Origin of the sequence: Xanthomarina arctica, assembly GCF_014638915.1 — a bacterium.
GTDB classification, from domain to species: domain Bacteria; phylum Bacteroidota; class Bacteroidia; order Flavobacteriales; family Flavobacteriaceae; genus Xanthomarina; species Xanthomarina arctica.
Genome location: NZ_BMFQ01000003.1, coordinates 652435 through 669095, shown reverse-complemented (window position 1 = coordinate 669095; position 16661 = coordinate 652435). Strand labels below are relative to the sequence as shown.

General features: G+C 33.0%; 12 protein-coding genes and 1 tRNA gene. 6 read left to right on the top strand and 7 right to left on the bottom strand.

Going from position 1 to position 16661, the window contains the following annotated elements; all coding sequences use genetic code 11:
- Positions 1-58: 58 nt before the first annotated feature.
- Positions 59-1153 (bottom strand): mechanosensitive ion channel family protein, encoded by a 1095-nt coding sequence (locus IEV77_RS14190; RefSeq protein WP_188465945.1) that lies wholly within the window; start codon positions 1151-1153, stop codon positions 59-61.
- Between the two features lie 396 nt (positions 1154-1549).
- Here IEV77_RS14190 and IEV77_RS14185 point away from each other — a divergent pair, with 396 nt between their 5' ends.
- Positions 1550-2779, top strand: coding sequence for a BamA/TamA family outer membrane protein (locus tag IEV77_RS14185; RefSeq protein WP_188465943.1), 1230 nt, complete (start codon positions 1550-1552; stop codon positions 2777-2779).
- 398 nt (positions 2780-3177) lie between these two features.
- On the opposite strand, the gene IEV77_RS14180 is transcribed toward IEV77_RS14185, so the two are convergent.
- From IEV77_RS14180 to IEV77_RS17500, 4 genes are all read right to left on the bottom strand, one after another.
- Positions 3178-4068 carry a hypothetical protein gene (locus IEV77_RS14180; RefSeq protein ID WP_188465941.1) on the bottom strand — a complete coding sequence of 297 codons (891 nt, stop codon included), beginning with the start codon at positions 4066-4068 and terminating at the stop codon, positions 3178-3180.
- Between the two features lie 12 nt (positions 4069-4080).
- Positions 4081-5478, bottom strand: a complete 1398-nt coding sequence (gad, locus tag IEV77_RS14175) for a glutamate decarboxylase (protein WP_188465939.1) — start codon at positions 5476-5478, stop codon at positions 4081-4083.
- 389 nt (positions 5479-5867) lie between these two features.
- Positions 5868-5941 (bottom strand) — tRNA-Arg (locus IEV77_RS14170).
- A gap of 58 nt (positions 5942-5999) precedes the next feature.
- Positions 6000-6152, bottom strand: a complete 153-nt coding sequence (locus tag IEV77_RS17500) for an SsrA-binding protein (protein WP_229736677.1) — start codon at positions 6150-6152, stop codon at positions 6000-6002.
- Positions 6153-6273: 121 nt separating this feature from the next.
- Between IEV77_RS17500 and IEV77_RS14165 the strand changes: the two genes are divergently transcribed.
- Positions 6274-8223 (top strand): endonuclease, encoded by a 1950-nt coding sequence (locus IEV77_RS14165; protein WP_188465937.1) that lies wholly within the window; start codon positions 6274-6276, stop codon positions 8221-8223.
- 69 nt (positions 8224-8292) lie between these two features.
- Here the strand turns inward: IEV77_RS14165 and IEV77_RS14160 are convergent, their stop codons facing one another.
- Together IEV77_RS14160 and IEV77_RS14155 are read right to left on the bottom strand one after the other, a co-directional pair.
- Positions 8293-10077, bottom strand: coding sequence for a M56 family metallopeptidase (locus IEV77_RS14160; protein WP_188465935.1), 1785 nt, complete (start codon positions 10075-10077; stop codon positions 8293-8295).
- 4 nt (positions 10078-10081) lie between these two features.
- A complete protein-coding gene (locus IEV77_RS14155) occupies positions 10082-10453 on the bottom strand; it encodes a BlaI/MecI/CopY family transcriptional regulator (protein ID WP_188465933.1) in 372 nt (123 codons plus the stop codon).
- A gap of 165 nt (positions 10454-10618) precedes the next feature.
- Here IEV77_RS14155 and IEV77_RS14150 point away from each other — a divergent pair, with 165 nt between their 5' ends.
- From IEV77_RS14150 to IEV77_RS14135, 4 genes are all read left to right on the top strand, one after another.
- The gene (locus tag IEV77_RS14150) at positions 10619-11572 is read left to right on the top strand and encodes a calcium/sodium antiporter (protein WP_188465931.1); all 954 of its coding nucleotides are present in this window, start codon (positions 10619-10621) and stop codon (positions 11570-11572) included.
- Between the two features lie 123 nt (positions 11573-11695).
- The gene (locus tag IEV77_RS14145) at positions 11696-13882 is read left to right on the top strand and encodes a glutamine synthetase III family protein (RefSeq protein WP_188465929.1); all 2187 of its coding nucleotides are present in this window, start codon (positions 11696-11698) and stop codon (positions 13880-13882) included.
- A gap of 559 nt (positions 13883-14441) precedes the next feature.
- A complete protein-coding gene (locus IEV77_RS14140; protein WP_188465928.1) occupies positions 14442-15620 on the top strand; it encodes an AIR synthase related protein in 1179 nt (392 codons plus the stop codon).
- Between the two features lie 25 nt (positions 15621-15645).
- A complete protein-coding gene (locus IEV77_RS14135) occupies positions 15646-16599 on the top strand; it encodes a DUF3078 domain-containing protein (RefSeq protein WP_188465926.1) in 954 nt (317 codons plus the stop codon).
- The last annotated feature ends 62 nt before the right edge of the window (positions 16600-16661 follow it).

Genomic DNA, 16661 nt, shown 5'->3' with positions numbered 1-16661 from the left:
GTAGATGCTTTTTTAGTAGAAAAAAAATCAGAATATTTTTAATTAAAATTCACTAATTTTATTTTTCAAGCGTTTTCTCACTCTTCATAACAATTGTTCTATAAGGAAATGGGATTTCAATTCCTTCCTTGTCAAATCGTTTTTTTATACTTTCAAGAACATCGCATTTTAAAGTAAAAGAATCTGAAAAATCCTTAGACCAAGCCCAAGCTCTTATAGTCATGGAAGAATCGTTAAGTTGCGTTAAAGCTGTTTTTACTATTGGCAGACCGTTTGTTTCTTCCAGTTTCGTGCGGTTATCTAAAATTAGTGGGTGATTTTCACATTCTTCTTGCATGATTTTTTTTGCGAGATCTATATCGCTATCATAAGAAATACCAATTTCAATACGTTCACAACATTTAAGTTCACCTAAATCGTAATTGATTATTTTTTCTTTATTCATGATGGCGTTTGGAATAACGATCATCTTATTTTCAAAATTACGAAGTACCGTATGTCTCAACGTAATGTCTGAAACTGTACCAACCATGGTGTCTGTTAACTTAACAACATCACCAATTTTAAAAGGTTTAAATGAAATAATAAAAACACCACCTACCAAATTAGATAAAGCCTCTTGAGACGAAACACCAGCAATTATTGCTAGTACACCAGCGCCACCTAAGGCTGTTTGCGCAACACCTTTAAGAGAAGGGAAAGCTAATAAGGCGAATAAACAACCAATAAAACAAATGGAAAACACCGCAACATAACGTAAGAATTTGTAGCTAGTGGAATCATATTTCAATGCAATTTTTTCTTGAATTTTGTGTTTAAACCACATGTTGCAGAGTGTGGCTAATACTATGGTTACTACGGCTACAATACCTAAATAAGACGCTAATTTAAAAAAGTGAATCAGAGTTTCACTTTTATCGTTGTCAACAAAATTATAGCTTAATGCAATAACACCTAAAACCAACCATAAAATATTTAAAATACGTTTAATAATGTTTACCGGTCTTAATGGAGCGTCTGGAAAAATACGTTTCTCCTTTTTCAGTAACCAATTGTAAAAAATAGTAGTTGTAAAATAAAGAGTCGCAACAACGACTATAATAATAGCCGAATTGATTAATTGCGATTTATGTAATTCGAAAAATTCTGTCATATTAATTATACGCTATAATTTTTATTTAAGCTTAGCTAAATTTCTATCTGTTGGATAAATTAGAAGATGATAAATTGGCTATAGCAAGATACCAAATTGCATATTCTTCAACAATCATTTTTTATAAAATAAACAGATGTTTTTTTTTGTACAAAAGCTAGGATTCCTTTTGAGTCTAAACCAATCTCGTGTTTGATTGTTTCGAGGGGTTAGTAATAAACAAAATTAGTATACATTATTAATATTCTCATTTTTAAGTATTTATTTTGCCAGCTAATAAAAAGTGAATAAATAAAATAAAAATAGAGTTGATTAAATAGTTTTTAGTAATTTCATTATCTAGAATCGCAAGGAAATTCAAACAACGAAGTGGATATCTATTATTAAAAAATGAATATGATTAAATTAATTACCCTTAAAGCTTTCAGGCTAAATTTAGTGTTGAATAATTATTTAAAAGCATTTGTACTTCTGTTTGTATTTTGTGCGTATTCTCCAATATCTCATGCGCAAACAAAATCAGATTCAATAAAAAAACATAAAGAGAAATTCTCTTTCAAAATGCTAAAAGACACCTTAGATGGAAATTTAGATATGAGTTATGTCTTGATGCATAACAACGGGTTTATTCCTGTTCCTCAAATTGTTACCGAGTCGGCATTGGGAGGTATCGGACTTGTAATGGCTCCCGTTTTTATTAAGCCAAATAAACACCAAGTAGAAGGGGAACATGTAGCACCCAATATTACAGCAGCATTTGCTGGTTATACAGCGAATAAAACATGGGGTTTTGGTGGTTTTCGTAAAGCTTCTTTGCCAAAGTATCACTTAAAGTATACTGTTGGAGCGATGTATGCTAATATAAATATGGAGTTTTATAGAGATATTCCTGTTGTTGGAAATAAAGAATTTGATTTTAATTTTAGAGTTGCAGGAGGGTTTGTTTCTGTTTTAAGGGAAATTGCCAACACAGATTTATATATGGGGTTACAGTATTATTATGGACATGTTGATGTGACACCTCAGTTTCAAAATGTTGAAATAGCAGATTTTTTTAAGGAAAAAGATTTTAGTAGTAATATTGGCAGTTTAGGCCTAGCCTTAGAATTTGATAAGCGGGATAATGTTTTTACTCCTGATAAAGGTTGGTATATATCTTCACAGTACCAAGTAAATGCTAATTGGACAGGAAGTGATTACGATTTTCAAAATTTTAATTTAGAAATTCTTAAGTATTTTCAAGTGACTCCAAAATGGGTGAGTGGCTTACGTTTCCAATCTCAACTCCAGTTTGGAGATGCTCCCTTTTACTTAGAACCCTCTGTAGTTATGAGAGGTGTTCCAATGGCGAAATATCAAGGAGATGAAGTTTATGTTTTAGCTATGGAACAACGTTATGATTTTCTCTATAGATGGAGTGCCATTGGTTTTGGTGGTTTAGCAAAAGCCCCAACTAAAAGAGTGTCCTTTGATGATGCCGAATTAGTCTATAGTTATGGAGGTGGTTTTCGATACCTTATTGCTAGAATGTTTAAATTAAGAACAGGTGTTGATGTTGCTTGGTCTAATAACGGCGATTTTGGCTGGTATATCGTTTTTGGATGCGCATGGAATAATTTTAATTAATTATCATTACAAACTTATCACTATTCATATACCTCGTTTATTTTTACACTAGTCATCAGTTTGGGCTTCAGCCTTTAGGTTTTTTAAAGATTTTTTATAATGTTTATTCTTTGAGTCGAAATCTATTTATTAACTCCAATTAGAACTGATGTTCACACGGAGTCACTACGGAGTCACTACGGAGTCACTACGGAGTCCATGTGGGTGAATTTAAGCTTTGACTTTTAATAAAATAACGATGTAGGATTAATTTTTAAACCGTTAGAGAATTTTCTGCAAATGAAAAAATCTGCATTTTCATAAACGTTGTAAAGTGCTGAATTTATATACTCATTTAATAATATGTATAGTATAACGAATTGCTAATTGAATCTTTTATAGAAGTGCTTGGAATACGTTCAATTAATGTTTGTTGAGTTTACATCATCTCTCGGCTTAATTTTTTCAACCCCCATTTCCGGCAACATAGTTAGGGCTCCAATAAAAAAGCAAAAAGCTCCGGTCAGGGTAAATAAAAGACTTATTTCCAGGGAGAAATTATTTGCACCTCCTTGAGGTATAAAAGCAAAAATAGCAGAGGTCATAAAGGCAATACACCCGATAAGATTGATGAAAACCACCCACCAAGACATATTTTTTGTTTCCCATTTCCAATAGCTATGGCCTACTTCTATAAAGGCCAAATATCCTGAAATAAGAAAGAAAATTGAACCAACAACGTCTGGCGTCCAAATCCATACATCAGATTGTGAGGTGCTCAGATTTGATTTTGTAGCATTATAGGTATTTACATTAAAGAGCAGGGTCCCGACAAACTGAAATAGGGCACTGAGATACCCTAAAGAGGATAAATTATAACCCTTCCTTTCGCTATGAGACTTTATCGATTTGAGCAGTTTTTTGCTTGCAAGATAAGTTTGCAATAACTGAAGAAATGCGGCAGATGTAAATGGAATTGATCCTAAAAAGAAAACAAAGTTTACTTCTGTAGGATTGAGATTAAGAAATAATGCCAATCGAGTCCATAGACTTAATATGCTTCCAAACATAAAAAGAGAGGCCCCAAAAGCAAATAAAATACTGATCCACCAATTTAGAGTAGCTACTTTTTTAAAGCCATTCGAAAATGCAATTCGAACCGATTTAAAATCTTTTAAAAAAGTAGCCTCTAAACCTTTTCTATGGCGTCTAGATTCCCAAGTATTGATTATATCGTAATAATTACGAACAATCAACTTGGTTACAAATGGTCTAGGTCCTTCAGTTATAAGTGTTTTTGTGTTTTTCAATGCGATTGATCACTAATGATTAAACCCGGAAGCTTCTTCTTTACTTAGAGGAACCTGAATAGGATGTTTTTCAAAAAAGTTGATACTATCTTGAATGTCATTAAGAAGTAAATCGGCCAAGTCGAAGCTTACGCCATGGCGAACAAGTATGCGCTGAATAGCAATATCTTCACAATTGGAAGGAAGTGAATATGCAGGTACTTGCCATCCTTTTATTCGGAGTCTGTCTGCAAGATCATAAAGCGTGAAACCTGGTGTTTCACCCGATTTTATTTTCCAACACAAGGCAGGAATTCCTGATTCCATATCACCATTGTAAATGATGTCAAACATGCCTAATTTTTGTAATTCTGCAGAGATGTATTGTGCCGTTTTATAACAAGCAGAATGGATTTTGTTGTAACCTTCTTTACCTAACCTAATAAAATTATAATATTGAGCAATTACTTGTCCGCCGGGACGTGAAAAGTTTAGGGATATGTCGCGCATATTACCTCCTAAGTAATTTACCCAAAAAACAAGTTCTTCCGGTAAATCAGTCGCTTCACGCCAAACAACCCATCCCACACCAAGTGGACATAATCCAAATTTATGTCCAGACGTATTTATTGATTTTACTCTTGGAAGTTGAAAATCCCATTCCAATTCTGGGGCACAAAAAGGGGCTAAAAATCCACCGCTAGCACCGTCAACATGAATAGGTATATCTAGGCCAGATTCCTTTTGAAAGGTATCAAGAGCTTCGGCTACTTGTTTTACAGGTTCGTATTGACAAGTAAATGTAACACCTAAAGTTGGAACGACCCCAATGGTGTTTTCATCACAACGTTTTAAAACTTCCTCGGGTGTCATCAAAAACCGATCTTTATCCATAGGAATTTCACGATGTTCTATATTCCAATATCTTGTAAACTTATGCCAGCAAACCTGGACTGGCCCTGTAACTAAATTCGGTTTGTCGTAGGGTTTACCTGCTGCTTTCTGTTTGGCCTCCCATTTTCTAAGCATTGCCATTCCTCCAAGCATTGCAGCTTCACTAGAGCCTACGGTAGAACAACCTGTCGTTTTTGCTGAATCAGGTGAATTCCAAAGATCAGCTAATATATGAACACAGCGTTGTTCAATCTCAGCGGTTTGAGGGTACTCATCCTTATCAACCATATTTTTATCCATACACTCATCCATAAGCTTGTGGACTTCTGGTTCAGACCATGTTTGACAAAAAGTAGCCAGATTCTGTCGTGAATTTCCATCGAGCATCAACTCATCGTGTACGACTTCATAGGCAAATCGGGGATCACTTTCTAAGGTTGGCATTTTAAATTTAGGGGCTCTACCCGCCATTCCTTTAGTAGCAAATACATCTAAATTTGATTGATAATCTGTTGGGTTTTTATCTTTTTTACTCATTTATTGTATCGTTTATCATTTGTTAATTGCACTTTACTTTATTGAAGCTACAAGTTACACCTTTGCATAATAATAAAGAAATGATTCAATATTTAACCTCCATTTCATTTGTAAGAAAGTAGAAGAAGGGTTTCTTAGCGACCTTATTGAAATTATACCTTTTCGGGTTTAATTAATGTTTAATATACCCTTCTGAGTATCTTTAAGAAATATCTTCTAGAGAGCTCATGACCAATTCTTATAAAAGGATAAAAAGATTATTATAAATGAAAAAAAAATCACCTTTATTGGGTAAAACATTAGAGGTGATTAATGATTTTTCTGCAAATAGTGTGAAAATTAAAAAACCAGCATTTACAAAAAGCTTTGTAAAGTGCTGGTTTTAGTAGTGACCTCGACTGGATTCAAACCAGTAACCTCTTGAGCCGTAATCAAGTGCGCTATTCAGTTGCGCCACGAGGCCTTTTTAAGTGGGTGCAAATATATTCCTTTTTTATAATATCATCAAAATAAAATTCAAATTAATCTAATGAATTTTTTGTAACGTACAATTTCCAACCAAAAATAGCCATCTGAAATTTGGATGCTTTACTTAAATCTAACCTTTGTTTTGTGAAACTTGGTAGAATGGCTTTATTCACTTTCGCTAATAATTTAAAGAAGTTCTTTTTCATATAACTTATAGAGATGAATTCCGGATGGTTTGATTACTAAAACGTTAAATTTAACTAATTTATAATTCATATAATAAATAAAAGAGGAAGAGTTGATTACATTTGCTAAAAATCTTCCTTCATGAAACAATTAATTACTTTCTTGAGCTTCCTAATTTTAGGACAGCTTTCTTATGCACAAATAGTAATAAACGAATTAGATTGCGATTCTCCTGGAATTGACGATAAAGAGTTTATAGAGTTAAAATCTGATACGCCAAACATGCCTTTAGACGGTTATGTGGTCGTTCTTTTTAACGGTTCATCTTCTGGAAACGATTCAAGCTATTTTACAATTGATTTAGATGGTTTCACTACGGATGATAATGGTTTACTTTTAATTGGAAGTGATGCTGTTTCTCCTTTTCCGCAATTACTAATTGCGGCAAATGTTATCCAAAATGGTGCGGATGCCTTGGGTATTTATCTGGGAAGTGATACAGATTTCCCTGAAGGAACCGAAGCGACACAAACTAATTTAATTGACGCGTTGGCATATGATACTAGCGATTCAGACGACACAGCCCTTATGGCTCTTCTAGGACTTACAGAACAAATAAATGAAGGTTCGGCTAATAACACCAATTCTATTCAACGTAATAATGATGGAAGTTATTTTGTAGGAACTCCAACACCTAGATTATTAAATGATGGAGCTGGTGTTATTTTTAATGCTATATCTATAGCAACTGCAGAATCCCAATACAATGAAGGTGATGTTTTTGATATTGTTTTCACTGCTCAACAAAATGTAACAGAGGATGTAACCTTTACTTTTACATTAGACAACTATGGTTTTGATGCTTCCGATTTTACAGGAAACACAACCCTAACTATCCCTTCAGGACAAAACACGGTTACAACTACAATTACTTTAATAGATGATTCTTTGGATGAAGGAGATGAAGAACCTATTGTAAAGTTTGTAAATTTAGATTGGCCTTACATACCAAATAATAATTTCTTAAAACTTCGTGTTATTGATAACGATTTTACGGTTGCTCCTTTTGGAACACCTTTAAATTCTACTTATGGAATAGTTTCAAGTACGCAACCAAGCGGGTATTATAATAGTTTGGATGGTTTAGAAGATGTGGTTTTGCGCCAAGCTTTGCAAGATATTATTGCAGATCCAAATGTGGTAAGAGCACAAACCTATAACGATTGTATTGATATTTTAAAAGAAGCAGACCAAAATCCTGAAAATAGTAATGAGGTTTGGTTGGTATATTTAGAACAAGGTCGTGCTAAATTGGATTTTCAATTAACTTCAGTAAATACAGGAACTTGGAATAGAGAACATACCTTTCCTAGATCTCGTGCTGGATATTATAGTATTGAAGAAGATGAAATTGCAGATGGTATCGATGTGTTTTGGGAAACAAAAGCCGATTCCTTACGTCATGGGAATTCAGATGCTCATGCTTTAAGAGCGGTAGATGGTCCTGAAAATAGTAGTCGTGGAAATCAGTTTTATGGTGAATATAATGGGCCAACAGGAGTTCCTGGTGGTTTTAGAGGAGATGTTGCTCGTGGCGTGTTTTACTTAGCGGTAAGATATAATGGATTAGAAATTGTAAATGGTTTCCCTGAAGGCTTAGTTGGTCAGTTTGGAGATTTACAAACCTTACTTGAATGGCATAGAAATGATCCGCCAGATGATTATGAAATGAATAGAAACAATGTCGTTTACAACTGGCAATTTAATAGAAATCCATTTATCGATCAACCAGATTTAATTGAATATATCTGGGGTGATATGATTGGTGAAACTTGGGAACAAAATTTATCTATAGAAGAAGTACAAGAACTAAAAGTAAGTTTATACCCAAATCCAACAAGTGGAAAATTATTTATTAATGGTATTGTAGCAGAAACAGCTGTTGAAGTATTTTCTATTGATGGTAGACAATTAATGAAGACTTCAATTAATGGGAATGGTCAGTTAGATTTAAATTTTACAAGTGGTATGTATCTTGTTAAATTAACTTCTGAAGGAAAATCTGTTGTTAAAAAGGTGATTATTAAATAGAACAACTATCGAATAAAAAAAAATCCCAAACATAAGTTTGGGATTTTTTTTGTTTTAAAGGTATTGAAGTTATTTTTTAGTGGTTATCTCAATTACACCATTTTTTCCTTTTTCTCCATACTTTTTAACTGCTGTGTCTCCTTTTAAAATATTGACACTAGCAATCAAGTCTGGAGTTACCTGTTTCATTTCTTCATTTGTAATTTCTTTGCCATCAAGAATGAAGATAGGCGATTCTTTATCAATTGATTTGAGTGTGATCTCATCTTCTCTTAACTTAAAACTTGTTGGGTTTTGATTGTTTGAAGTCACGTCATCACTCTGCAATAAAAAAGTTTTTCCATCTTCAATAATAATTTCTTGTTTTACTAATTTACCATCCTTCACTTTCTTGGTAATCTTGATGTGTTTTGTTTCTGGCTCGTTATTGGAAGATATGTTGGAATTTAGAGAATTAGATTCAGATGTGGAAATAATTAGTTTTTCACCTGTCTTTATTAAATTTCCATTAGCATCTTCAACAATAACTTCTAAATCTGTTGAGTCATTATTAGAAAGAAAATAAATGGTTTCCTCCGGATCTTTTGATTCTAATTTAGTTGTATGTCCATTTTTAGTAATTAAAGACACGGTTTGGTTTTCAGATTCGGTAGAAGTGCTTCCAATATAAATATGGCTTCCGTCTTTATTAAAACTAATTATAATTGGAGATATTGGGAGGTCTGTTTTAACATGATAGTTGGTAGTTGTCTCTTTTGAAGCTACATCTATTTTTATGGCAATTATTTCGTCAGAAACATTTCGTTTAATACTTTTAATTTTAATTGTGAATCCTTCTTGTAAAAGTTGACTTTTAATTTTTCCTAATTCGGTGTCTGTGAAGTCTTTAGTAATAAGAAGTGTTCCTTGGTTTGTTGAATTTTGTAGTGAATTATTTACAGATGAAGTTTCTATTAAGACTTCTTTTGTGCTAAAGCTCATTAGAAATAGAGCAAGTAAAGGCAGAATGATGCCAAACTTCCAGGCATTTAATTTGTTTGATTTTGATTTGTGTAACATAACGATTCGTTTTTTGACCTGCCCGAATGGCTTTCCTATAATTAGTTTTTTTCCAAAAAGGGTCAGGCGGGTTAATGAATTATAAAAATTATTGGTAATAACCAATGGGTGATTAGGGATTGACGTTTTTAATAATAAACGTTGGTAACTTTGCTCGCAGGTTGAAATGTCCTGCGCTTGATTGTCTGCAATAAATTCTAAGTTTTGTTGCAATTCCTTTTTGTATAACCAACAAAACGGATTGAACCAAAATATCACACAAGTTAGTTGAGCAAGCAAAACATCAATAGAATGATATTGCCTGGCATGTGCTTTTTCATGGTTTAAAACATGAGTTAACTCTTCTTTTTGAAATTGATTTGGATTATAAACAATCCACTTAAAAAATGAAAAGGGAGGTACATTGTTTTTAGTTTCAATAAAAGTAAAACCAGTTTCTTTTTTATGTGAATCATTTTTAATTAATGAAAATAAAGAAGTGAATTCTAAAAGGAGTTTTCCTGAAAATAAAAGTATTCCAACCAGGTAGATCCAAGAAATGATTTGCAATAAGCTGAAAGCTGTTATTTTGGATTCATCTTGTATTTGATTCGCAGATAAGAGGTTGCTTGGAATTGAAATAGGGTTGTAATCTACATATAGAGGAATCACTAACAAGGGAAGAAAAATAGCTACAACTATACCAGTTAATAAAAACCATCTGTTGGCATTAAAAAATGTTTCTCTTTGTAAAAAGAGTTTGTAGCAGATATAAAATATACCCAAAACAGCTGAGGCTTTGATAAAATATTCCATGATATTATTTTTTAGAATTGGACTTGCTTTCTATTAAAGCGATAATTTCTTTTAGCTCGTCAACGCTAATTTTTTCTTCTTTGGCGAAAAAGGAAACCACATTTTTGTAAGAGCTATTAAAATAGTTTTCAATAGCTGTAGTCATAAAGCGTTTTTTGTAAGCTTCTTTGGTAACCAATGGAAAGTACTGATGTGTTTTTCCATAAGCATGATATCCAACGTATCCTTTTTCTTCTAAGTTTCTAATAATGGTCGAAAGCGTATTGTAATGTGGTTTTTCCGTATCTATTTCTGCTAAAACATCTTTTACAAATGCTTTTTCAAGCTTCCATAAAATGTGCATGATTTCTTCCTCTTTATTTGTTAATTTTTGCATTGAAAATCTATTTGCGTTTCCATTGAATTGGAAAACTTGTTATTATTGAAGTTCAAACATACAACTATTTTTATAGTTATACAACTGTAAATTTAGTTATTTAACGAAATTTTTAGTTTTCGCTAACTTTTCAAAGTAAATGTTATCTTTGCAAAAAAATAGTTTATGAGCATTGTTTGGATTATTCTAGGTTTGATTTTGTTAGTTGTAGGAGGGGAGTTTTTAGTGCGTTCTTCTGTTGCATTATCTTTTAAATTTAATATTTCAAAATTGGTTATTGGAATGACTGTTGTTTCTTTTGCAACTTCTGCTCCAGAACTTTTAGTAAGCTTACAAGCCGCTTTAGATGGTTCGCCGGATATTGCTTTAGGAAACGTAATTGGTTCAAATATTGCAAATATTGGATTGGTTATGGGGATCACTGCAATTATTTCACCTTTAATAATAAGTCCCGATTTTTATAAGCTTAATTGGCCCATGATGATGCTTTTGTCAATAGCCTTGTATTTTGTTTTGCAAAGTGGACAGGTTATTAATTTTACAGAAGGGTTATTGCTCTTTGTATCCTTAATAGTTTTCTTATACATATTAATAAAACGCTCTAAAGGCAAAGAAGAGGTGGATGTAGAAGAGGTAGATGATGCTTTACAAACAACATCCAATTTTAAAATTATTGTTTGGCTATTAATTGGTGGCTGCTCTCTTTATTTTGGTAGTGAATGGTTGGTTTTTGGAGCGAAAGATGTGGCCATGTCTTACGGCGTTAGCGAACGGGTTATTTCTGTAACTATGGTAGCTATGGGGACTAGTATTCCTGAATTAGCAGCTTCAGTTATTGCAGCCATGAAACAAGAGAAAGCCATTTCGTTAGGAAACTTAATTGGTTCCAATATTTTTAATATCGCTTCTGTAATTGGGCTAACAGCCATGATACATCCAATTGCTTTAGATAATCCTAAAATATTAACTAATGATATTTTTTGGATGATTGGTTTCGCGGCCATCCTGATTCCTTTCATGCTATTACCTAAAAAGTTTGAAATTGGTAGAATTAAAGGGTTTATTCTACTTGGTGCTTATATATTGTTCGTTTATATGGCATTTGCAGGCGAAAAATAGGGTTAAGACTCCTTGATTTGTTAATTTTATAAGTCTACCCCTATATTTTTAGGGGGTAAGTTGTTATGTAATGAATTTTTTTTATAAATTTGTCCTGAAATATTCACAACTAACAAACAAAATATGTCAACCTTAAGATTCTACGCTATTAAGAAATCGCTTAATAGAAAACCAGTTAAAATTGAAGAAAATGAACGTCGTTCAGCTCTTTTTGGAAGAAATGTCTTCAATGAAGATAAAATGCGACAATACCTTACTAAAGAGGCATTCAATAGTGTTATGGATGCTGTCCAAAATGGTTCAAAAATAGATAGAAGCGTTGCAGATCACATTTCAACTGGAATGAAAGAGTGGGCAATTTCTAAAGGTGTTACACATTATACGCATTGGTTTCAGCCATTAACGGGTTCGACAGCCGAAAAACATGATGCTTTTTTTGAGCCTATAGGTAATGGTCGTGCCATCGAGAAATTTGGTGGTGGGCAGTTGGTACAACAGGAGCCAGATGCTTCAAGTTTTCCAAATGGAGGGATTAGAAATACGTTCGAAGCTAGAGGTTATACTGCTTGGGATCCTACTTCTCCAGCTTTTATTTATGGGACAACTTTGTGCATTCCAACGGTATTTGTATCCTATACGGGTGAGGCTTTAGATTATAAAACGCCTTTATTACGTGCCTTGCAGGCTATTGATACAGCAGCGGTAGATGTGTGTAAATATTTTGATAAAAATGTAAAAAAAGTGAATGCTTCTTTAGGTTGGGAGCAAGAATATTTTTTAATTGATAGTGGTTTGGCAGCTTCAAGACCAGATATCCAACTAACAGGTAGAACGTTACTAGGACATTCTTCAGCCAAAGGACAACAGTTAGATGACCATTATTTTGGGACTATTCCACTTAGAGCCATGCAGTATATGCGTGACTTGGAGACCGAATGTATGTTGCTAGGTATTCCAGTTAAAACAAGACATAACGAAGTTGCTCCAAATCAATTTGAGTTGGCTCCCGTTTATGATGAAGCTAATTTAGCCGTGGATCATAACTCCTTATTAATGGATGTAATGCATAAAGTAGCAGAACGTCATGATTTTAAAGTTCTTTTTCATGAAAAACCTTTTAAAGGTGTTAATGGTTCTGGTAAACATAACAACTGGAGTTTAAGTACAAATACAGGTGTAAACTTATTAGGCCCAGGGAAAACACCTATGAGCAATCTACAGTTTTTAACCTTTTTTATAAATACCATCAAAGCAGTTCACGATAATGAAGAATTGATTAGAGCTTCTATTGCTTCTGCTAGTAACGATCACCGATTAGGAGCAAACGAAGCGCCTCCCGCCATTATTTCCGTTTTTATTGGGGAACAACTAACAAGTGTTTTGGATGAGTTGCAAAATGTTACAAATGGCAAGTTGTCTCCAGAAGAGAAAACAGATCTTAAACTAAACGTTGTTGGAAAAATACCTGAAATATTATTAGATAATACAGATAGAAATAGAACGTCACCTTTTGCCTTTACGGGGAATAAATTCGAATTTAGAGCCGTAGGTTCTACTGCTAACTGCGCGAATCCTATGACGGTTTTAAACACCATAGTTGCAAATCAATTAATTGAGTTTAAGAAAGAAGTCGATGCGTTAATTGCTAAAGAAAGTTTAAAGAAAGACGAAGCCATCTTTAATATTCTAAGAGAATATATTAAAAAGTCTAAAAATATTTTATTTGAAGGTAACGGTTATGGAGAAGCTTGGGAAAAAGAAGCTAAAAAACGCGGTCTAAGCAATTTTAAGACAACTCCTGAAGCTTTGAAAGCAAAGGTGTCTAAAAAGGCTATTAAGCTTTTTGAAGATCTGGGTGTAATGAATAAGATTGAATCTGTTTCTCGTTATGAAATAGAAATGGAGGAATACGTGCTTCATATTCAAATAGAAGGACGTGTGCTAGGAGATATAGCTAGAAATCATGTGGTTCCAACAGCGGTGAGATACCAAAACATCTTGATCGAAAATGTTAAGGGACTTAAAGAAATCTATGGAGATGGATTTAAGAAATTAGCTAAAGAGCAAATGGCATTAATTGAAGAGATTTCAAGTCATATTGAATCTATAAATTCGAATGTTACTAAAATGACAAACGAAAGAAAGATATCTAATAATATTGAAGATCTCGAGATTAAAGCTCATGCCTATTGTTCTAAAGTGAAACCATTCTTCGATGATATTAGATATCATTGTGATAAGTTGGAGTTATTGGTTGACGACGAGCTTTGGCCATTAACAAAATACAGAGAATTATTGTTTACTAAATAATTCTAATTTTAAAATAAAAGATCAAATTTAAGAGTCCTATTAATCAGGACTCTTTCTTATTAAATAGGGCTAGTGTCGTTTGACTGATTAATTTTGTATGTCAACGAAAAAGTGATTTTTGACAAATGAAGTAGGTTGTTTTTTAGTACTTTAGCAGTGCTATTAATCAATTATACATATTTAACATGAAAAGGCTCATAATAAGTGTTCTTATGCTTATGGCTGCAACATTTATTTTTTCACAAAGAAATAGTGAAGATAATAAAGTGAAATCGCAGCAAGATTTAATTGTTCATCAAGAAACAAAAATAAGTAAGTTTTAAGAATTCTTTAAAACATTTAAATTGAACTCACACTAGTTTAATAATGAAAATTTAATTCATTGTTAAGCTAGTTTTTTTTTTTTGCTTAAAAATTCTTTTCAAGAAGGTGTAATCTAATAGGGGTTCTAAAAGAAAAGTTAAAACTAATGTAAACCTGCCTACTATTAATAATTCCAAACCTATAATTAACGTTTAAATAAATTACAATTCTTACTTTTGCATTTCAAACCAATTTCATGAGTGGAGAAATAAGTAAAAGGTATTCGCAAAGAGGTGTTTCAGCCTCCAAAGAAGATGTTCACAACGCTATAAAAAATATTGATAAGGGGCTTTTTTCTAAAGCCTTTTGTAAAATTGTGCCAGATTATCTTACAAACGATTCTGATTACTGTTTGGTAATGCATGCTGATGGAGCTGGAACCAAAAGCTCCTTGGCTTACATGTATTGGAAAGAAACAGGAGATATTTCAGTTTGGAAAGGCATCGCTCAAGATGCGCTTATTATGAATATCGATGACTTGCTTTGTGTTGGAGCTACAGATAATATCATGCTATCTTCAACCATAGGAAGAAATAAAAACCTGATTCCTGGCGCAGTGCTTTCGGAAATTATTAATGGTACCGAAGAGCTTCTTGCCGAATTAAAATCTTTTGGTGTGACTATTCATTCCACTGGTGGAGAAACGGCAGATGTTGGTGATTTAGTTAGGACTATAATTGTTGATTCTACAGTTACCGCTAGATTAAAGCGTAGTGATGTTATAGATAATGCAAATATCAAACCTGGAGATGTTATTGTTGGTTTGGAATCTTTTGGTCAAGCTTCTTACGAAAAGGAGTATAATGGAGGTATGGGTTCCAACGGACTAACTTCTGCAAGACACGATGTATTTCATAAATATTTAGCTGAAAAATATCCCGAAAGTTTCGATGCTTCAGTTCCTGAAGATTTGGTTTATTCCGGTCAAGTAAAACTTACAGATGCTGTAGAAAATTCGCCTATCAATGCTGGGAAACTTGTTTTGTCTCCAACCAGAACCTATGCGCCAATTATTAAAAGCATTTTGTCTAAATATAAAAGCGACACTATTCATGGAATGATTCATTGTAGTGGTGGGGCTCAAACAAAGATTCTTCATTTTATTGATAAACTTCATATTGTAAAAGATAATATGTTTCCAGTTCCTCCGTTGTTTAAACTTATTCAGGAGCAATCTAAAACAGATTGGAAGGAAATGTATCAAGTATTCAATTGTGGTCATCGTATGGAGCTGTATGTGTCTCCAGAAGTGGCTCAAGATATTATAGCTATTTCCAAATCTTTTCAGGTTGATGCTAAAATTATAGGTCGCGTAGAGGCGTCAGAAAAAAAGAAACTTACTATTTCTAGTGAGTTTGGAGAGTTTGTTTATTAGTATTTTTTTTTAAAATTTCCGATTAATGAAGAGAGTCATATTCATTTTATCTTTTATTAGCTTTCAATTTATATCTGCCCAGCCAGATTCATTGTTCTTTAAAATTGAAGATATCAATATTCCAAAGTGGACTCAAAAAAATGAGGCAAGTGCACTTTTAAGTGAGGTAGCTTTTGTGAATTGGAATTCAGGTGGAAGTAATTCTATCTCTGCTTTGTTTAATTTTGAAGGAGCCTTAAAATATCGCTACAAACATCTTATTTGGCAAAACTTAGTGATTACTCGGTATGGTATCAATAAGCAGGAAAATCAAGGTTTAAGAAAAACAGACGATATAATTGATTTGAGTTCAACTCTTGGTTATAGAAATAATGAAACTACCAATTGGTATTTTTCTTCTAGGTTTAATTTTAAAACACAATTTACAAAAGGTTATAATTATCCAGACGATACATACGTCTTGTCGCAATTTATGGCTCCTGGTTATTTGTATATTGGGGGAGGACTAGAATATGGTAAGAATATAGATAAATTCTCAGTTTATTTTTCGCCATTAACAGTGAAAACTACTTTTGTTTTGGACGATGCCTTAGCAAATGCAGGCTCTTTTGGTGTAACTCCCGCTGTTTACGATAGTGAAGGTAACATAATTGAAAAAGGGGAGCATATTAGAAAAGAAGTAGGTATTCTTTTGACAAGTGCATACGAAGCTCAAATTTTTGAAAATGTCATGCTTTATAATTATGTGGGACTTTATACAGATTACCTAAATGATTTTGGGAATATCGATGTCGATTGGCAGATCAATTTCGATTTTAAGGTGAATAGTTTCATGAAAGCTAATTTTGGATCACATTTAAAGTACGATAATGATGTAAAAACACTTGTTGAAACGGATGTAGAAGGTGACTATGAAACCGAAGGTGCGAAGGTGCAATGGAAGCAAATACTAGGTGTAGGCGTGGTTGTAGCCTTTTAAAATAAAATAAATTATTTGTTAACTTTTTATTGTTAATAAATTTTAAAAAACTGATAATCAGT